At 60.2% G+C, this 19574-nt stretch carries 12 protein-coding genes and 5 pseudogenes; 8 read left to right on the top strand and 9 right to left on the bottom strand.

Annotated features, from left to right (window positions below; all coding sequences use genetic code 11):
• Positions 1 to 86 precede the first annotated feature (86 nt).
• Positions 87 to 1191: pseudogene (locus tag ACNJYB_RS38935) on the top strand (IS110 family transposase).
• Between the two features lie 294 nt (positions 1192 to 1485).
• Here ACNJYB_RS38935 and ACNJYB_RS38930 read toward each other — a convergent pair.
• From ACNJYB_RS38930 to ACNJYB_RS38920, 3 genes and pseudogenes are all read right to left on the bottom strand, one after another.
• Complete coding sequence (locus ACNJYB_RS38930; RefSeq protein ID WP_061882397.1) at positions 1486 to 1695, bottom strand: hypothetical protein; 210 nt, start codon at positions 1693 to 1695, stop codon at positions 1486 to 1488.
• Positions 1696 to 2074: 379 nt separating this feature from the next.
• A pseudogene (locus ACNJYB_RS38925) lies at positions 2075 to 3100 on the bottom strand (IS110 family transposase).
• 75 nt (positions 3101 to 3175) lie between these two features.
• Positions 3176 to 4351 carry a hypothetical protein gene (locus ACNJYB_RS38920; RefSeq protein ID WP_439371782.1) on the bottom strand — a complete coding sequence of 392 codons (1176 nt, stop codon included), beginning with the start codon at positions 4349 to 4351 and terminating at the stop codon, positions 3176 to 3178.
• Positions 4352 to 6371: 2020 nt separating this feature from the next.
• On the opposite strand from ACNJYB_RS38920, the gene ACNJYB_RS38915 reads away from it, so the two are divergent.
• A complete protein-coding gene (locus ACNJYB_RS38915; protein WP_439371781.1) occupies positions 6372 to 6857 on the top strand; it encodes an NDP-hexose 2,3-dehydratase family protein in 486 nt (161 codons plus the stop codon).
• 1070 nt (positions 6858 to 7927) lie between these two features.
• Here the strand turns inward: ACNJYB_RS38915 and ACNJYB_RS38910 are convergent.
• A complete protein-coding gene (locus ACNJYB_RS38910; protein ID WP_439371780.1) occupies positions 7928 to 8749 on the bottom strand; it encodes an IS3 family transposase in 822 nt (273 codons plus the stop codon).
• A complete protein-coding gene (locus ACNJYB_RS38905) occupies positions 8746 to 9057 on the bottom strand; it encodes a transposase (protein ID WP_439371779.1) in 312 nt (103 codons plus the stop codon). Before ACNJYB_RS38905 ends, ACNJYB_RS38910 begins: the two co-directional genes overlap by 4 nt.
• Before the next feature lie 729 nt (positions 9058 to 9786).
• Between ACNJYB_RS38905 and ACNJYB_RS38900 the strand changes: the two genes are divergently transcribed.
• The 3 genes from ACNJYB_RS38900 (at position 9787) to ACNJYB_RS38890 (ending at position 12726) form a co-directional block, all read left to right on the top strand.
• Positions 9787 to 10002 (top strand): hypothetical protein, encoded by a 216-nt coding sequence (locus ACNJYB_RS38900; RefSeq protein WP_439375756.1) that lies wholly within the window; start codon positions 9787 to 9789, stop codon positions 10000 to 10002.
• 459 nt (positions 10003 to 10461) lie between these two features.
• Positions 10462 to 10782, top strand: coding sequence for a hypothetical protein (locus ACNJYB_RS38895; RefSeq protein ID WP_439371778.1), 321 nt, complete (start codon positions 10462 to 10464; stop codon positions 10780 to 10782).
• Positions 10783 to 11166: 384 nt separating this feature from the next.
• Positions 11167 to 12726, top strand: coding sequence for an oleate hydratase (locus ACNJYB_RS38890; protein WP_439371777.1), 1560 nt, complete (start codon positions 11167 to 11169; stop codon positions 12724 to 12726).
• A 96-nt stretch (positions 12727 to 12822) separates the two neighbouring features.
• Here the strand turns inward: ACNJYB_RS38890 and ACNJYB_RS38885 are convergent.
• A pseudogene (locus ACNJYB_RS38885) lies at positions 12823 to 12918 on the bottom strand (hypothetical protein); the annotation flags it as partial.
• Between the two features lie 647 nt (positions 12919 to 13565).
• Here ACNJYB_RS38885 and ACNJYB_RS38880 point away from each other — a divergent pair.
• Positions 13566 to 14779, top strand: a protein-coding gene (locus ACNJYB_RS38880) for an IS3 family transposase (protein ID WP_439375484.1) whose coding sequence is annotated in 2 segments (ribosomal slippage) — positions 13566 to 13842 and positions 13842 to 14779 — 1215 coding nt in all. Because the reading frame shifts where the segments join, the coding sequence is not laid out codon by codon here.
• A 74-nt stretch (positions 14780 to 14853) separates the two neighbouring features.
• Here ACNJYB_RS38880 and ACNJYB_RS38875 read toward each other — a convergent pair.
• Positions 14854 to 15782, bottom strand: a pseudogene (locus tag ACNJYB_RS38875) (transposase); the annotation flags it as partial.
• A gap of 379 nt (positions 15783 to 16161) precedes the next feature.
• Here ACNJYB_RS38875 and ACNJYB_RS38870 point away from each other — a divergent pair.
• A pseudogene (locus ACNJYB_RS38870) lies at positions 16162 to 16374 on the top strand (IS256 family transposase); the annotation flags it as partial.
• A gap of 345 nt (positions 16375 to 16719) precedes the next feature.
• Here the strand turns inward: ACNJYB_RS38870 and ACNJYB_RS38865 are convergent.
• Positions 16720 to 16962 (bottom strand): hypothetical protein, encoded by a 243-nt coding sequence (locus ACNJYB_RS38865; protein WP_061876657.1) that lies wholly within the window; start codon positions 16960 to 16962, stop codon positions 16720 to 16722.
• Between the two features lie 191 nt (positions 16963 to 17153).
• Positions 17154 to 17402, bottom strand: coding sequence for a hypothetical protein (locus ACNJYB_RS38860; RefSeq protein WP_061876656.1), 249 nt, complete (start codon positions 17400 to 17402; stop codon positions 17154 to 17156).
• Between the two features lie 1184 nt (positions 17403 to 18586).
• On the opposite strand from ACNJYB_RS38860, the gene ACNJYB_RS38855 reads away from it, so the two are divergent.
• The gene (locus ACNJYB_RS38855) at positions 18587 to 19450 is read left to right on the top strand and encodes a DMT family transporter (RefSeq protein WP_439371776.1); all 864 of its coding nucleotides are present in this window, start codon (positions 18587 to 18589) and stop codon (positions 19448 to 19450) included.
• Positions 19451 to 19574: the final 124 nt, after the last annotated feature.

Below are 19574 nucleotides of genomic sequence, written 5' to 3'. Positions count from 1 at the left end.
ACGGGCGGCGCGCCCCGCGGCAAGCTCCTATCGAGGGTTGCGCCGGATGGTCCAGCGCCGAGCCTCAAGCTTGGGGAGCGGGCCTGATGAACGATAGCATTTTCGTGGGGCTGGATGTGCACAAGGCGACGATTTCGGTCGCGGTGGCCGAAGAGATGCGCGGCGGGGAATTCGTAACTTGGGGATCATCCCCAATCGCGCCGATCAGATCGACAAGCTGGCGAAGAAGCTTGGCAAGGGTGACCGGCAGGTAAGTTTTTGCTACGAAGCCGGCCCCTGCGGATATGGCCTGCATCGCCAACTGACGGCACTGGGGCACAATTGCATCGTGGTGGCCCCTCGCTAATCCCAATGAAGGCCGGGGATCGGGTAAAAACCGACCGGCGCGATGCGGCGATGCTGGCCAAGCTGCACCGGAGCGGCGAGCTGACAGCGGTGTGGGTTCCGGATGCGGCGCACGAGGCCATGCGCGACTTGGTCAGAGCCCGCGCCACGGCGATGCGTGTGCTCGGCAAGGGACGGCAAAATCTCCAAGGCTTTCCTGCTGCGACATGGGCGCATCTATGCCGGGAAGAAGGGGGTGGACTCTGGCTTATCGTCGCTGGCTCACCACGGTGCGCTTTGATCACCCGGCGAGCCAAATCGTTCTGCACGACTACATTCGTGACCGACGCTGAGGCCCGTGTGGACTGCTGGATCAAGCGGATCGAGGAGCTGGCGCCACAATGTGGATGACGCCATTCGTTGAGGCCGTGCAGGCCATGCGCGGCGTCGCCTTCATCGTTGCCGTGACGGTGGTTGCTGAAATCGGCGACTTCTCTCGCTTCGACAATCCCCGCCAGTTGATGGCCTTTCTCGGCCTCATGCCGTCGGAGCATTCGAGCGGCGCCATCATCCGACGCGGCGGCATCACCAAGGCTGGCAACGCTCTGGCCAGGCGGGCTCTGATCGAGGGAGCATGGACCTATCGCATGCAAGCCCGCGTCAGTCGCAAGCTCCATGACCGCAACGAGCGCCTGCCTCAAGCTATCCGCGATATCGCCTGGAAGGCCCGTCAGGCTCTGCGCCCGCTATCGCAGCTTGCCGGCGGCCGGCAAACCCAAGGTGACTGTCACCACCGCCATCGCACGCGAGATGGTCGGCTTCCTGTGGGCGATCACTCGTCTAGCCCAACTCGGGCCGGCCGCCTGAAGAGCGCTGCTCGACCATATCGGTGCCTAGGGCAGGAGGCAGGGCGCGGTGGGGAATCCTCGTGGCCTGTTATGAGCCGGCATTGCCGACGCTCGCCCCCTAGACCGAGGCAGCCCCAAGACGAAACCACGGTCATGCGGTGCCCAACCCGCGCATGAGAGCTTGATCAACCGTCGTCTTCCCTGCCTCCTACCGTGGGCACCTTCGAAGTCCAGCGTCCGGGCGCTCAGCCGGAAGCGGCTCCGCTTGATCGAGTCCCTTGACAGCAAACATGAGAGCAAGCTGTTGAAGAACTCAGCCGCGTTCGCAGACGAAGGCTGAATCGTCGCCATTGTGGATGTAGAAGTGGCCGACGAGCCTGCCCGCAGTGCCGATCATAGCCCATCCGCGACCACAGCTCGGATCATTCTCGTCGTGCCCTTCCCATGAGAACTCGGCGCAGGCCGATCCGTCGCGGGTGCCATAGCGCACGTCCAGGAAGCCCTTGAGAGCCCCAAAGGCGATTTGTCAATCGGCCCTTTAATTGCGGTTTGTTGTCAAGCTACCATTCTTCTCTCTCCAGTGACACGCCGGTAGCGATTGCTCCGTCGGAGCCGGTCAGGTTGCGGAGACGGAGCGATCGCGGATGGCGAGACGATTGCCTAGCGGGCTTGGCAATCGTCGTCGTTGGCCGCTTCAGCGGGTTGGGTTGATGTCGTAGCTGGGGTCATGGTCCTTTCCGAGGTCGCGAGCGCCTCATGATGATGTCCGGATCGGGCGCCTCAACGTTTGCAGCGGAGTGCGGGCGAACCGCCACCAGCCGATTGACCGAGGTCACCACGACCACCGTCCCAGCGGGACATCGCCAGTCCGGCGGACCGGACCAGAAACTTGCGAGCAAATATCAGGTTGGATTCGGCTGGTCCCAGTAACGATGTGCCATCGACCCAGATGCAGTGGAGAATCACGGCGATCTTTCGGGCGATGGCGACCTTTGCCTTCTTCATGCCGATCCGCTTGGCGAGCTTCATGCCCCAGGCCTTTAGGGAAGACCACTTTTTGGTTCGATAAAGAAGGACAGTGGCGGCCTCGAACAAGTAAGTTCGGAGAAGCCGGTCGCCCCATCGAGATATCTTTCCGTCGGTGTCGGTTTCGCCGGATTGGCTGCGCCTCGGCGTAAGGCCTAGGTAGGCGCCGACCGTCGAAGCCGATCGGAAGCGCGAGGGGTCATCGATCGTGTGGCGGAACGTTAGGGCCGTCACGACACCGCCCCCCGGGACCGTCATCAGGCGACGCGTCGTCTCGTCCAGCTTTGCCAACCGGCGGACCTCGTTGTCGAACTTACGTTGTTGTTGACAAACGTTCTCATGGATCGAGAGCAGCGGCGATATCACGCTGAGAAGCAAGTGATCGACGCCCAAGAGTTCCCTGACCTGGTTGCGGAACTGTTGGCCGATTGCGCGAGGGAATAGCAATCCACATTCTTTGATCAAGCTGCGAACCTGGTTCTCGATGTCTCGGCGCATGGACACTAGCCGAGATCTGGCGACAAGGATCGCTCGGATATTCTGGCTTTCCGCACTTTTGACTTTGACCTCTCGATACCATCCAACCCGCACCAGTTCGGCAAGGCCTCGCGCATCATTCTGATCGCTCTTGTTCATTCGGACCGACAAGGCTGCCTGCGCATGCCGAGCGTCGATGCAGACCACCGGAAGCTCAACCCTGCGAAGTTCATGCCATAGCCAACTCGCCATCGCACCGGTCTCGAAGCCGATACGCTCGGCAGAGGCGCATGTTTGCTAAGCAGATCAGTCAAGGCACCAGGATTAGACCTGGCTTTTCCTTCGAAGATTACTTGACCAGTCTCGTTGACAACGCACACAGCGGTTTCTCTCCGTGAGACGTCCAGCCCGACGTACTGCTTCATGGGAGCTCCTTCGAATCATTTGATTGCGAGGGCTCCACGATAACGGAGCTTGTCTGCCACGGGCGCCGACCGCAATTACGTCATGGTCTGCAAATTTGACCCCCGTATTGCCGCATCTGAGAATGTTACCCTGATGGCGCCATTGCCGATGACGATCCGATGTCGATTAAATGGGTCGCGCCAGATGGCTTTCCCGGCTTGCTCGACGAGAGGGGCTGTGGGCGGGTCGGGCCCTACATAGCCCGAGCCGTCCACAACCCCGGGCAATGGGGCAGCGGTCGTGGCGTCGTCGAGCGGGCACTGGGCGACCAACCGTTCGGCAGTTCGTCTGAGCGCCCTCAGCAGACGTTGCACAATCGAATGCTGTGTCTTTCCGAACTCCTCGGGGTATTTCTCGCACAGCCGGCCGACAATTGCGAGCGCCGTGAGCTGCGGCTGCTCGGCGAGCCAGGCTTCAATCGCAGCAATATGCGGGTCGAGCTTGGACGGCATGCGAACTCTGGTCTTATAGGGCCGACGAGTTTGCCGGTGCGTGGCACGCGGCTCGCCGACCGTCGCGGTCTTGCCGAGCGTCTTCGCGAACGTCGCCGCGGTCGCTGGCAGGACGCTAGTGTGAGCGGGTTGCGGCCCGCGCGCCTGTCCGGCACGACGATCGACGCGATTACCTAATTCCTCTTGGGTGGCGCGAATCTCCGCCAACAGCGCGACCGGATCGAGCGAGCGATACTGATCGCGTAGCCGTTTCTTCACGGCCGCGGTCACCTTGGGATGCGCCAATGCACGCTCATAGGGCGTCGATGGGAGATGATAGCGCTTGATCACTTTAGCCCCTTCGCGACGCTCCTCCTTCAGCTTGAACGACGGCTTGAAGAAGTTGACGTAGAGCCGTGCCGCCGCATAGAGGCGGCCCATCATACGCGCCGTCTCGACGCCATCGAAGCGGCCATAGCCCATGAGGCGGCGGACGACGGCGCCATTCTTCTGCTCGACAAACGCCTGATCGTTCTTCTTATAGGCGCACGAGCGAGTGACTTCGAGCTTCTGTTCACGACACCATGGCACGACGACATCGCTCCTGAAGGCGCTATCGTTGTCGAAGTCCACGCCGCGCAACAGCCAGGGGAACAGGCTCTGTGCGCGGTTGATCGCCTCGACGACGAGCGAACCTTCCCGCGTCAGCAACGGCAGGCACTCCGTCCAGCCGGTGGCGACATCGACCATGGTGAGGGTTTGGATGAACGAGCCAGCCACCGACGTGCCGCCATGGCGACCATGTCGACCTCGCAGAAGCCGGGCTCTGGGCTGTTCCAGTCATTGAACGCGCGGATCGGGACCTCGCGCCGGATTGCCGAATAGAACCCGGCACGGCGCCGCCTGCCGCCGGTCGCCGCGATCTTCACATCGACGAGTAGGCGATCGATGGTGGCGGCGCTGAGAGCCAGAACACGATTCGCGGTCCGACTGGCCAAGCTGCAATCGGCCATGTTGCGTCCATGCGCTGAAGATAAGCCGGTGATCGGCGCGTCTTGACGGCGGTAGCGCTCGACCTGTCGGAGCCCCGCCATTGCCCCTGTCAATAGCCTCAATGCCTGCTTGTACCAATATCACCTGGTCAGCTTTCGAACCCGGTGCGTTGCTGGGCTGCTGGATCGACTTCCGACTTCACCGCCGGTCGAAGTCGCTCCACCCTGCCGGTGTGATCGAAATCGCTCGATCGGGAACGAGCAGAACAATTCAACCTTGGCCGTCTCCGATATAGGATGGTCGACCCGCCGCCCGCCGAGCGTTCCCATCAACGCAGTAAGGTCTTGGTCGTACCCGGGGTGATGGCGTAACTCGATAGAGCAAAGCCGCCCGGACGCGCGCCTCCGGTAGCGCCGTAGCGGGCGGTGGTCACAGGCAGTCCTCCTTTAGGATCGGGATGCGACACGCCAGCGCAACCGAGGCCGTAACCACCTTGATCCGACACATTACAACCGCGCCCGCGTAACCCCGCCAGTCTATGCAATTGAAAGCAGAGACTCCGTCTGGTGGAGTGGGTAAGCGATCGGCTATTGGCCGCTGAGTTGTGAGCCGATGTGACCTTCCATATATGCGCATAATTCTGAAACTCAAACCTTATATAATCGAAGTGGTGGCCGAGCGTCTTGGGGGGAGCGCCGCGGCGGCTTCGCCGACGCTGGTCGGAGGAGTTCAAAGCGCAAATTGTGCAGAGACGCTGGAGCTCGGCGCGGACGAATCGGCGATCGCCCAACAAATTGGCATTCACCGTCGCAGGTTTTCGCCTGGTGCATAACTCGGAGGGAGCGGCAGGATCGCGAACTTGGTCGCCCAGCAACCGTCTCCCCCTGATCACAGTATGAACGTCATGTCGGGTATGGGGCTCGTCGCTATCGGGCAATTCCGACATCGCTCTAGCTCGCTGACGCCCGCCGATAGGCGCGACAACTCGTGCAGACTTATCCCGGTCAGCGATAGCTCGAACCCGCTATGCAAGAGATCGTTCGTTTCGAGCCCCAGCATCTCGTCATACCAATGGCTGGCGCGGTCAGCCGATTGTCGGAGATGGCATAGGCGCGCTTCTGTTGATCGCTCCACCCACGCGCGACAACAATTGGCGGCTCGGCGATTTCGAGCACGTTTGCCCGCCGCCATGCCGACTAGGACCATGTAGTCATCCGGTGCGAGGATCGGTCGTCCGAGACGGCGAACCCTTCGACGTTGGCTCCGAGTTCCGCGCGGCCAACCACTTCTCTTCTGTGTTTCATGATGCGCGCGTCAGGGCACGAGCGACAACTTTGAGTGATCGTAAGAGCTCCGCCTGGCGGGCAGAAAGCGACATCTCGCTTTCGAGGGCGAGGCCAATATACCTTCGTATCCGTTCGTCAACCACACGTTCAGTTGAGCCGTCAATCGCGAATGATTATATGTGGAAATGCGGTAGCGCTATTGCTGTCGCGGCCCTCCTTGGGCGTTCCTCCCTCGACTTAGCCGCTTGTGAAGACGCAGGCGGCTTTCTTTTTATGCACCCCCGACCGGTTGTCGTTCCTTGCCGCCTTCCGATCACCTGTGCTGGTGATATGAACCGAGCCAAGCGTTCGCGGCGCGAGCGCATGGATGAAAAGGTAACGGGCCTTACGGCAGGCGAACCCACGTTCGCGTTTATGTCACCGGCGGGTCTCTGCTTAGCATCGAACTGAAGACGCCCAAGGGTTCGAGCTCGAAGGCGCAGAAAGAACGTCATCCGTAGCTTCAAGCTCTCGGCTTCACCGTGATCACGGCTGTCCGTCGTCAGATAATTTGGGACTCGCGGCGATCAGCCGTCGCTACGCAAGGTGAGCATTCGGGATATGGAATCAACGGACTTCTCGTTCAGCGGATCGGCGGCGTCCTGCATGGGCTGGTGCGGTCTGCGCGTTTCCGGGGAACGGTGCATTGTTCGAGCTCGGACCGACCGTCTCGCGGGCCAATGCGAAACTGCCGTTTCAGTGCGGCGGACGCGCCACCGTTTCTGGAATATTTCCAAAGTCCGCCATCCTCCTGCTCGGCTACGAGGCCAGACACGTGGAGGAAGGGGGCCCGCTTCATGCACTTAGTGAGCGCCTACGTGCTGGTCGAGCTGCCTCTGGATGTCCGCCTCCGCCTGCCGGAAAATTATTGCTTCATGACTTTCGCTCAATTGAGCGCACTCAATGCCTATGGGGGCGTCAACATCGAGGCTCGGAATCTACTGTCCTGCATTAGCCTATTCGATTGAAGATCGAGCTCAAAGGCCCTAGGGAGCGGACACGGCGGGGCTGGTGGCCGGCGGGGTGATGATAAGGTTTGGTGCCGTCGCCTCCGCCTCCTTTGAGACGGCCCCGGCCAACGTGGCGGCCGCCCTCTATCTGGCGACTGGGGCGCTGGCCACTGTTGCCCCCGAGAGGCTCAAATTCTCAAGGGTGCGACCAAGTAGTATCTTCGAGAAGTACAGCAGTGCACCTACCCACATTCGTAGGTTGCTGCACCTCCGCGCCATGTCATATGAACGACGTCCCCACCTGTATTGGTTGTGCTGGCCCCCGCTTGCGAGTAAGCGCCGTGCCTCGGACCGAAGTAGTAGCGGCGAATCCAAGCATGCACGCACTACGTCCGTAGGCCAATCCATAGACCGGCCAAAGACACTTTCGCGCAACTTCAAAAAGAAGAACAGTTGGCCGTTTGGCGATCCCAGGTTGAGGTTATCTGCCCGAAAATGGACGCGCTCGGGGAGCGGCTCCTTGACCTCATCCGAAATCGAGTTGCTCAGACGAGATGGGGACAGATTTCTCCTCCAACGCCGTCCGCTTTACTTACCGCGTCGTCGGGCCCTTTTTACGTTGCGGGATGCGTTCCTGACGCGAGCGCGGCGCGCCGCCTTCGCGACAGGCGGTGTACTTACCGAGGCTCGCGCTACCGATGAAGTTAGCGGCCACGTGACTCGGCGCCCTGACGTGAACCGAGGAGGCGCTGTCCCTACCACGCACCGCTAACTTCACCACAGTCAGCCTCAAGCAGTGGAAGAAACTGACCGTGGCATGTATCATTCGGCATACGCCCTCGCGCAACTATCAGGACTGGTCGTAGCCAGTGATCTGGCGATCAGTCTCGGATCGCAGGCAGTGCGGGCGCGACTCGGCGCCGTTCGGTTGCGCTGGACGGAAGCTGCCCCTGGCCCAGCTCGCACTGCCAATTGAAGTTAGCAGAGCGTGCCTCGGCGCTTAGCGCCCACGCATAAACAGGGGAAGAGAGCTGGCCCCGGTTGTTTGGACAGAATTTCCGCGTTGATAGGTGGAGCGTCTGCCGTGGTTAGGCTGCCATGCGGAGCGGCAGCGAGTTGAAGTAGGCTTGATCCGGAGTGCCGCCGTCAAGGCTCGAGTGGGGACGCCGGCCGTTGTAAAAGTCGAGGTATCTGCCGATCGAGGCGCGGGCGTCGGACACCGTGTCGTAGGCGCGCAGATAGACCTCCTCATATTTGACGCTGCGCCACAGCCGCTCGACGAACACGTTTTCGCGCCAGGCGCCCCGGCCGTCCATGCTGATGGCGATGCCATGGCTGGCGAGAACGCCGGTGAACGCGGCTCCTGTGAACTGCGAGCCTGGTCGGTGTTGAAGACGTCCGGCCTGCCGTGGCGAGCGAGAGCGTCCTCCAGCGACGCAGAATGCGGCTTCCATCGTGATCGAGACGCGCCACGACAGCACCAGGCGGCTGAACCAGTCAAGCACAACAGCGAGGTAGACGAAGCCGCGCGCCATCGGGATATAGGTGATGTCCATCACCCAGACCTGGTTCGGGCGCGTGATCTCCATCCCGCGCAGCAGGTACGGATAGATCTTGTGCCCGGGTTCGGGCTTGGTGGTACGCGGTCGGCGGTAGAGCGCCTCTATCCCCATCCGCCGCATCAGCGTTTTGACATGCCGGCGGCCGATCTTGCACCCCTCGCCAGCCAGCAGGTCTCGCAACATTCGCGAGCCGGCGAAAGAAAACTCCAGATGCAGCTGGTCGAGCCGTTGCATGATCGCGAGGTCGGCGGGCGACACCGGACGTGGCAGATAATAGACACTGCCACGGCTGATCTTCAAAACTTCCGCCTGTTTCGTGATCGGCAGGTCGTGCTCACGGTCGATCATCGCTTTGCGCTCAGCAGGCCGGCTTTGCTGAGCGCGCCTTCTAAAAAATCGTTCTCCAGCGTCAGTTCCCCGATCTTGGCGTGCAGCGTCTTCACGTCCACCGCGGGCTCGTTTGTTCTATTGCCACCGCCAGGACTAAACACCTCGGCCGCCGCTTCTTGAAGCTGGGACTTCCACTGCGTGATCTGGTTCGGGTGCACGTCGAAATGCTCAGCCAACTGCGCCAGCGTCATCTCGCACTTGATCGCGGCTAACGCCACCTTGGCCTTAAATGCCGGTGCGTGATGCCGGCGGGATCGTCTGCTCATCGTCTCTCCTGATTCGCGGGACAATCTTGCCCGCCATCAGGCAGAAACTCCACTTATCGCCCTGTCCAGATTTCCGGAGCCGGCTCTTCTCGCTCCACTTCTTCGAGCTGTTCACGAATAGTCTTTGGCATAGCCGGCCTCTGGGGCTTTGCCTCCAGCCAGGGGCCACGCGATTTAGCAACTACTCATTTTCTCGCTGCGGGAATCCGCCTACCAAGAGCGCCACCCTGGAATTAACGCCAAGGGTCCCCCATCCAAGCCGCAGAATAGTTTTCGCGATAGCGATGACGGCAGTGGTAGCCGCGGGGGCGTTCTTTGCTATCCGCCTTTTGATTCGATTTTATGGATAGGGTCGCCAGCCGAACCGATCACAAATAGAGGCCATGTCGTGATCGCGAATGAACAGGATGCTATCATTGGACGTATTGCGAGATCGAGAGTCGACAAGTCGGTTGCCATCATTAGTTGAGCAGATCGATGATGAGATCTCGATTGCCATCGCGAGCGTCGTCGGCGTTCACCATCCAGGTCATGGCGGGGTAGGCACGTGAGTTATCTCGATCCTTAGCTGTGGCCGCAGAGAACGCTGAAACATTCCGGGCGTCAGCCAAGACGTAGTGGCGCGCGCCCCACTATCACTGCGGGATTTCTGTTAGGTTGCGCCATACAGGTTGGCCCGCCTGCCTGACGCAGGCCCACGGGCATGCCGAACAGGTGGCCGCGCTGCACATGATCGAGCCTCGCGGGGCTCTCAAGAGCTTCCTGGACGTGCGCTACGGCACCCGCGACGGATCGGCCTGCGCCGAGCTCTCATGGGAAGGGCACGAGGAGAATGATCCGAGCTGTGGTTGCGGATGGGCTATGATCGGCACTGCAGGCAGGCTCGTCCGCCACTTCTACATCCACAATGGCGACGACTCAGCCTTCGTTTGCGAACGCGGCTGAGTTCTTCAACAGCCTGCGACTGAAGCACGCGGCAATCTCCTCCAGGTTCTCATCGTTGTCGGTTAAGATGATGACGCCCTCAACCAATCCTCAATAATGCTGGTTACTGCCGTGGGCACGTGGCTAAAGGAGCCGATGGTGATTTCGTGCCCTCGTTCCGCGTCGCGGTGTACCAGCCGGTTCGGGTGGGATGCCTGTGAGACTTTCGCCAGCGCGCCGCGCCTGTGCTGCCTACGAGCCGGGACTGATCGCCAAGTCACCCCCTGTCCTGGTAGTTGCGCTAGGGCATTCGTCGGGATGATATATCCTCGTAAGCTTCTTTCGTGGCTGAGGCTGGCTGCGTAGAGTCACTAGCGAGTGGCAGAGACAGCACTTCATAGGTCCACTTCAAAGCGTCAAGTCACATGGCCGCTAACGTTCCCGCTGTTTAGGTCGCGCGGCTGCCACCGTGAGTCCGGTGTGATCCTTGAGGCTATCGATTGCCGTGACCGCCGCTTCGAGTTCATCTCGAAGACGCTTCGCAATCCGCAGAATGCCGCTCGCGAGATCCTCGCGGCTGATTTCTGCACCGTGAGCAACTTTTTCTTCGAGGTCGCGTATAGCTCCGTCGATCTTGTGCAGCGAGAATGTGCTAGGTATCGTCCGGCTCCGACGCGGGCTGCGCGGGTGTTGCCACGAGTATCAGGAAAAAAGCGGGCGGCCAAATTGTCGATCAAGGCTGGGATTTTGGTGGTTGTTCGCCGCGCGAGCGGCCGATCGAATGTTAAAGGTCCCTTTTGAGCCGGCCGCGGGGCCATGGGCTTGATCTAGCTGTAATCCACCGAGATCGAGCCGGACACGCCGCTTGATTCAGTCAGAGCGTAACAAACGTTCGTCCAAATGCCCTCTCGGCTCTAGCGATTGACGCGGACGACCTTTGTGTAAGGACCGTAGACTTCCGGGCAATCACGGCAGCGCGAACCTGCTTTTAGCAAGTGGACAATGCCGTTGATCACGCATCGATCATCCACCCGATGCGCTCGTGCCCTCGCGGCAACAACGGCTCAATCCGCCGCCATTCCGCGTAGCTGAGTCAGTCCTCACCGCGTTTGATCCAGCGCAACCTTGAATGCGTCCGGCGATGCTATGTTGCTTTGAGGTGTCGAATTGCAATCGAGGCAAGTCATGAAGGCGTATTTCATCGGCGGAGGCATTGGATCGCTCGCGGGCGCGGCGTTTCTAATCCGCGACGCGCAGCAGGCTGGGCGTGACATCGTGATCTACGAGGCGCAGCCTCTGGTCGGCGGCAGCCTCGATGGTGCGCAGCTTGCGAACGGCGGCTATTCCCTGCGCGGCGGGCGCATGCTGACTACCGATCATTACGAATGCACCTGGGATCTGCTCTCCAGCATCCCTTCGCTCGAGCATCCCGGCCTCAGCGTGCGGGACGAGACCATCGCGTTCAACCTGGAGAACCCGGCGCACTCGCAGGCGCGGCTGGTCGACCGCAACCGTTTCAAGGTCGACGTCTCGCACATGGGTTTTTCCGCGCGCGACCGGCTGGAACTGCTGCGGCTCACCGAGGCTTCGGAGGAGACGCTCGGCAACAGCCGCATCACCGACTGGCTCTCGCCGAAATACTTCGAGTCCAATTTCTGGTACATGTGGCAGACCACCTTCGCGTTCCAGCCTTGGCACAGCGCGGTCGAGCTGAAGCGCTATCTGCGCCGCTTCATAAACGAGTTTCCGCGCATCGAGACGCTCGCCGGCGTCAAGCGCACCGTCTACAATCAGTATGACGCGATCGTGCGGCCGCTCGCCGACTGGCTGGAGCGGCAGGGCGTGCAATTCGTGCGCGGCACGCGCGTCACGGACATGGCGATCGAGCGCGAGGACGGACGCTTGCGGGTGCGCCAGCTCGTGCTCGACCGCGACGGCCGCATCGCCAACGTCCGGCTCGAGGATGGCGATCTCGTATTCTTCCAGAACGGCTCGATGACGGACGCCTCGAGCCTCGGCACGATGACAGAGCCGCCGCCGCATCTGACCAAGAAAGACAGCCAGGGCTGGGCGCTGTGGGAGACGATCGCGAAGGAGCGTCCCGAATTCGGCAATCCCGCTGCGTTCAACAGCTCGATTCCCGAATCCTATTGGATGTCCTTCACCGTCACCTGCCGCGATCCACTCTTCTTCGACCGGATGGAGGCGTTCTCCGGCAATCGTGCGGGCACCGGCGGCCTCGTCACGTTCAGGGATTCCAACTGGCTGATGTCGGTCGTGCTCTATCACCAGCCGCATTTCGCCGGACAGCCGAAGAATGTGCAGGTGTTCTGGGGCTATGCGCTGCATCCCGACCGCGTCGGCAATTTCGTCGCGAAGCCGATGTCCGATTGCGGCGGCGCGGAGATACTGAAGGAGCTGTGTGGCCATTTGAATTTCGATGTGGGCGTGTTCAAGGACGCGATCTGCGTGCCCTGCCGCATGCCCTACATCACCGGCATGTTCATGCCGCGCAACCTGACCGACCGTCCGCTGCCGGTGCCGAAGAATTCGGTCAACCTTGCTTTCGTCAGCCAGTTCGTCGAAATTCCTGACGACGTCGTGTTCACCGTCGAATATTCGGTGCGTGCGGCGCAGATGGCGGTCTATCAGCTCATGAAGATCGATCGCCCGGTGCCGCCGGTGACGCGGCACGACAAGTCGCTCGCCGTGATCTTCGCGACGCTGGAGAAGGCTTTCGCGTGACGCGTTCCCTGGACGGCGTCGCCATTGCGCGACTGCAAGCGGCAGGCCGCCGTGAATGACGGCGCCCCCTGACGAGACGTTTTCGGCCCCGATGCGGCCGCCATGCGCTTCGACGATGGCATGCGCGATCGAGGGGCCTATGCCCATGCATTGCGCCTTGATCGTGAAAAACGGCTCGAAGATCCGGGCCACTTTCCCCGCAAGGATGCCGTGACCTGCGTCGGTGATAGAGACAAGGGCGAGGTTGCCCTCGGCGAGACTGGTTCGCCGAGCAGGGTCATGTCGCCACGCGAGTGTCTGCGGGCCGACTCCGTGACCTGGCAAGGGTCACGCGGTGATCTACTGCAAGAGCCTCGATCTCGCCCGTTTCCTGGGATCGGACTGGAGGCGGGCGCGGTGCTGGGGGCTGATGAGAGCCATTCTGCTGCGGAGCGCGGGTTGCTCTTCGTCGCCGAGGTCGAGGCGCGCCAGCGCATATCGGAGCTCGCCCAACCGCCACGCAACCGCGGGAGAGATGTCCGTTTCACCCGCACACGAGCTGAACCAGCCGCTCGCCGACATTCTGAACAATGCCGAGCCGGCCCAGCATGTCCGTCGTCAGATAATTTGAGGCTGGTCAGGCTTTTTGAGAAGGGAGGCTCTGGCTCATCAGGGTTGGAGTTTAAGCGACCTGCAGTTGATGCTGCAAGCGGCGGTTTGCGATGGTGTCGCGCTTGATGCGGTTTCGTTCTGCGAGGATCGCCTCAGCCCTGCCGAAGTAGACATCTGAAATGGACCCCGATTGTGGGACCACGTGCTTAGTTGGAAGGGGCTGCTCCGTTTGATAGACGGAGCGCATGATGACAACGAAGACGAGACGCAAGATCGACGCGGCACTGAAGGCAAAGATCGCGCTGGAAGCCGTGCGGGAGCAGACGACGGTGGCCGATCTGGCCCAGCGCTATGAGGTTCACCCGAACCAGATCTATGCCTGGAAGAAGCAGCTGCTGGACCAGGCGGCCCGGGCCTTTGACGCGGGTGTCGGGCGGGAGAGCGAGGACGCTCGCGAACGAGAGATCGAGAAGCTGCACGCCAAGATTGGACAACTGACAGTCGAGCGCGATTTTTTAGCGCGGAGGTCCGGAAGATGAGCACGCCGGACCGTCGAGGAATGCTCGATCGCGCCGACATGGCGCTGTCGATTCGCCGGCAATGCATGTTGCTTGGTATCGCCCGCTCTGGGGTCTACCGGCCGCCACGGCCGGCCAACGACAACGACCTCGCCCTGATGCGGCGCCTCGACGAGCTGTTCACCGCCTGGCCGTTCCTGGGCTCGCGGCGAATGACCGCGATGCTGAAGGCTGAGGGGCTTCAGGTCAATCGCAAGCGTGTGCAGCGGTTGATGCGCAAGATGGGCATCGCGGCGCTGGGACCAAGGCCGAACACGACAAAGCCGGCGCCGGGCCACAAGATCTATCCCTATCTGCTGCGCAACATGACGATCGACCGGCCAAACCAGGTGTGGGCGGCCGACATCACGTATCTGCCCATCGGCCGCGGCTTTCTTTATCTCGTCGCCATCATCGACTGGGCGAGCCGTGCGGTTCTGGCGTGGCGGTTGTCGAACACGATGGACGTCTCGTTCTGCGTGGCGGCTCTGGAAGAGGCGCTGGCGAAGTACGGCACGCCGGAGATTTTCAACACCGACCAGGGCAGCCAGTTCACCAGCGTGGCCTTCACCGGCGCGCTGGCGGCCGCAAAGATCAAGATCTCCATGGATGGCCGCGGTCGTTGGATGGACAACGTCTTCATCGAGCGGCTGTGGCGGTCTCTCAAGCATGAGGACATCTATCTCAAGGGCTATGCCGACGGCCGCGAGGCCAAGGCAGGGATCGCGAGCTGGATCGCCTTCTACAATGATCGTCGCCTTCATCAGTCCCTCGGCTATCGCACGCCGATGGCGGTCTGGCGCGAACGGATCCAGGCCGCGAAGGCTGTGGACATGGTGGACAACGCTGACGCGTTGACCACATGCCCACAGCAACAGCAGCAGACAGAGTCTCTGGCAGCGTGATAGAAAGGATCAGGAGCGGTCAGTTTCCAACTAACAAACCGGTTCAAGCGGTCCCGCTCCGCGGGTCCATTTCAATCGGCTGGCGTGAGGTTGTCGATACTCTCATGATAGCGGACGTGATATAGTGTTCGACGAAGGCTCCCACTTGACGCTCGAGATCACCGGGTAGGTAATAATTGTCGAGCAGGATGCGGTTCTTCAGCGTCTGATGCCAGCGCTCGATCTTTCCCTGGGTCTGAGGATGGTACGGCGCCGCGCACGTGCTGCATGCTCTTCTGGTCGACCCACCCGGCCAGATCATCCGCCACGTAACTCGAACCATTGTCGCTGAGAAGCCTTGGCCTACTTTCGTTCGTCGGTGAACCGCATGGCCAGCTCGCGTGGCGACAGCTCAGGTAACTCCAGCGCCAGGTCGATGATCTGGCCCCGCACATCGTCCGGGATGCGGTTCCAGACCCGGTCTGGTCGAGACCGATGGCCAGCGTCTCAAGGCCTCCCTCGCGGTAGCGATCATACCCGCGATAGAATGTGGCGCGCGGGATCCCGAGCTTGTCCAGTGTGCGCTTGGCCGGAAGGTGCGATTGCTCGACCAAATGGATGATCTCGGCCTTCCCTGAGGCGGGATACCTCATGCCTCGTCTTCCCCATCTCCGTTCATACTTTTTTTGAGCAGACGGTTCTCCAGGGTCAGATCGGCGACGGCCTCCTTCAAGGCGGCGGCCTCCCGGCGGAGGTCCTTCACCTGGCCGGAGGTCGCACCTCGTGCCGTGTCGCCGGCCAGGCGGCGCTTGCCGGCCTCGAGAAACTCCTTCGACCAGCCGTAATACGTCGAGGCGGCAATGCCTTCTCGGCGACAAAGTTCGGAGATGTTCTCCTCGCCGCGCGATCCTTCCAGCACGATGCGGATCTTCTCTTCCGCCGAATACCGCCGGCGGCTCTGGCGCCGAATGTCCTTTAGCACTTGGTCTGCCGACGCTTTGCCCGGTCCGGATTTCTGTTTCATCTTCGCTCCTGGCGGCTACGATGAACCAGAAATCCTCCCTCCGCAAAATCCCCCTGTTTGTCTCACAAGTCCTGACGGCGAACAGAGGCCAGCGCGACCACGCGATCGACGCCTCCACGCTGCAACCATCCGGGGACTTGCCCGGTGACCCAATAGAAAACTCTTGGCCTCTACCGCCTGCGACGAGAGGCCGGTGCGCATCGGCGCCTTGCCAATCCTGGCAATCTCATCTTCCAGGCGGAGGCTCCGGTTTACCCATGTCCGATATTGCTCAAGTGTCTGCTTGTTCGCGGGATAATCAAAGCCTGGCGGTACATCGAAGAAACCGACCGGAGGCTGTTGAGCGACCGGGCGCGCGGCCTCATTAATGGCAAGGTGAGCGATGAACCTGATGCTGATCAATGTGTCGACACGCCGGTTCAGCCGCGCTGTCCGGCTGCCCGAGGGTGACGTGCCAGTACCACTCGGATCGGGAGCTTCGAAGTCGGCGGCCTCGCAAAGGTTCGTCGCGCTGTCGGGGGCGCGGCGAGCCGACTTCATGGCAGCCGATCTGTCCGCGCTCGACCTTCTGGTGGTCCAAATCGATGGGCTGCAATAAGCGAGAGTGCGAACGCCTGCCAGCCTAGTTCCATCGGCTTTGCATACGGCGCCACAATTTTCATTGTGCCATCGGGCGCCACCTCCCACGTGACCGTGTACTCTTGCTTTGTTTGATCGGCCCGATGTTTAGCCCACGAAAAGATAACTGGCTCGCCCGAGGCGGTCTTTTGACCAACCTCCCATCCCCTGGGGATGAAGTGTGCTACCTTCGAGCAAAAGCAAAAGGTGCGGAGAAAATCGCGCTTACCCTCTAGTGAGGGGCCATGAGGGAGAGATAACCACTTCATCGGTTGCGATGCTGTAGAGCTATATTTCCATTTGCTGCGTCGCGAGCGTATCAGGGCAGATGAATCAGCACTAAGTTGCCTCGCCTGGGCAGCGGCGCAAGCTTGTCGAGAATGTACTGCGGAGCGCCTTCTTTGATCTCCACGCCGTAAGCGTAAACAAACCCGTCGTCGTTGGCGATCTCGTGTATCGTATATTCGACTTTATCTAATTCATCGGGCGTGAGGCAAAGAGCCGCCGCAATCGCCTCGGCTTCCTCGCGGTCGTGCTCGTCTTCAAACTGTCTGCTGCTCATTGTACACCACGCATCATTCCGAATGCCGTCTCTTAAAGATCAACCTCGTCTGCTCGGTTGCAGCATATGCTCCTGCGCCTTTATATGCTTTACATAATGAGTGAGCGGTCAGGTTCGTCGAATATTCTAGGCCGCACTCGGAGCAACTGCGGCATTTTAGAGAGCTCCACGTTGCAGCGAGCGGAATCCGTTCAGTCTCGGAGGTAGCTCAACATCCTGTTGCACGCATTCTCGGCCTCAGCGAAGCTTTGGAAGGGCGAGCCAAGAATCTTGAACGAGCCACGGCTCTGGTCAAGCGGGCGCCAGGAGGCGACATAGCCCAACCTTCCGCGAAAGCCATGACCAGTCGGGCTCTGGAAGCTGATCACGAACGAATACCCGTCGCTGCTCGCACTCCATATTTCCATGTCTTCGACAGCGCGATGGAACTGCAGCGGCATCGGGCTCCGCTCGCCTGGTCAACCCGAGAACGAAATGCTTCGGTCGAACGACATGACGGGTCAATAGACGGCAGCTCTCGCCGGCAAATTGAATTTCCTCGTCAAGGCATGGCATAGATCTGAATCCCCTAACAGCTCCGCTTATCAGCACCAGCCACCTGCCTCGATTCCGCGCTTGACACTACGAGACATGAAGGTGTTCAGCGAACGCAGAAACGCATTCCTTGCTATCACGTCCGACTTTTTCTCGTTTCGATCAACTGCGTAAGCCGGCAGTTGACTGACACGAGCATGCGCTTCATGGCACCAAATCCGAGTTCGTACACACGATCCCCACTTCCCAGTTGGGGAGCTTTGCATGACGGCCGCTCGTCAAAACGCAGCGCCCGCGCGAGCTTCTCAAAAGAGCACCAACCGTCGCCAAGTCGACCGCCAGGTCGGGTGAATTTCAATCGCATCAAAATCCCATCGGGAGAGGACGCGGGAACCTCGGGTATGCCAACGTATAGCTTTCCAGGGAACACCTCGCCTGCGTTTAGCCAGATCCGATGCCTGGGACAGGCAGGGCTCCCTAGAAAGGCCACGCTGGCGGTTATAGCACTCTTCTCCAGATCCCGCCTGAAATCGCAGCTACGAGGCCGGATTGAAGTTGGCTCTCGACCCTCGTTGGTCGATAAGAAGACGAATGGCTGCGCGAGCTTTTTGAAGTGGGCGTGCATGTGAAATTCATCTGTGAAAAACTCAATAGATCCGCCGGCAGAGCTTCGCAGACACAGCTATTACATTGCCCTACCGAGGAAATGGTTCACGCAAACGGCCGCCGTCTGAAGCTGAAGGGGCGCTCGGTCATCGGCAGTGCTGCATACGATCTTCGCCGAAATCAGCGCAACAGCAGTAATATCGTCACCCGCAGCAGTCCCCATTCCGCACCACGCCGACGGCTACAACAACAGCGCAACAGCTGTCGAGCGAGACGCTGCTTCTAGCCCTCAAACACTAGGTCACCTCTGCCAATGGCGGAGGCGGCCGCTTGTCGCAAACCGTCCGGACGTGTCGGCCCCCAGGGTAACACGAGCGCGACTGGCAGACCATGCCGCCGACCAATTCAGGTAGGTGCCCCGGTTATAGCTAGGGATACCATGAGTTTTATCGTATGAAAACGGTCTTCTCTCGGAATTGCATTGGTGAATTCAACCCGTGTCGCTGTCTATAAAGCTATCGGATGTAGTCTGGCCTCGGCCGCCCTTTTTACCATTATGGTGGCGCTTATCAAAGGAATGGGTCCACAGTATCCAATTGGACAGATTTTGTTCGTTCGTAGCTTGTTCGCTATGATCCCAACGTTGTGGTTGGCATATCGGCTGAGCGGATGGCAGGAGCTGCGCACTGGGCGGATTAGCGCTCATCTCTATCGCTCGGGTGCTGGCATATGCTCGATGTTCTTCACTTTCACCGCTCTCAGCATGATCCCGTTAGCAACGGTCATGGCGCTAAGCTATGTTGCACCGATATTCGTAACGATCCTAGCCATTCCCATGCTTGGCGAAACCGTACCGCTCCATCGCTGGGCCGGCGTGATCATCGGCTTTGCTGGCGTTCTTTTGGTCGTTCATCCAGATGTTAGCGGCATCTCGCTCGGCGCTGTTCTGTCGCTGGCCGGCGCGTTGACTGCCGCCCTCGCGATGATTTTTATCCGCAGGATGGCTGATACCGAGTCAAGCACTGCGACCGCTTTCTATTTCACACTGGCGGGAGTCGTCGTTGGCGCAGCCACCTTGCCCTTTGCAAATGTTTGGCCAGAACTCGCTGATATACCGACTTTGATTGCTATCGGGCTTGTCGGCGGCATCGGGCAGATCCTGATAACTATGGCTTACCAGTTGGGGGCTGCTTCGATGGTCGCGCCCTTCGGCTATATCTCGTTAGTTTTCTCACTTGGTATCGGTTTTATTATCTGGAGTGAACTTCCTACCATGATCGAATTATTTGGTATCTTAGTTATAACTATCTCCGGCTTTGTCACTGCTTTCTACGAGCGACAACGATGAACTTTGCACTTCACAACGCGCTTTGCGGAGATCAAGAATGCCGACGGAACTCACCCCGGAAACCTGACATCATTGCTGAGAGGAAGGCGCTGCAGGCCATAGATTGCGCGGCTTTCAACAGCGT

It is taken from the genome of Bradyrhizobium sp. SMVTL-02 (genome assembly GCF_051853005.1).
In the GTDB taxonomy this organism is placed as follows: Bacteria; Pseudomonadota; Alphaproteobacteria; order Rhizobiales; family Xanthobacteraceae; genus Bradyrhizobium.
Note: the sequence above shows the minus strand (reverse complement) of the source record. Positions and strands in the feature narration are given on the sequence as shown.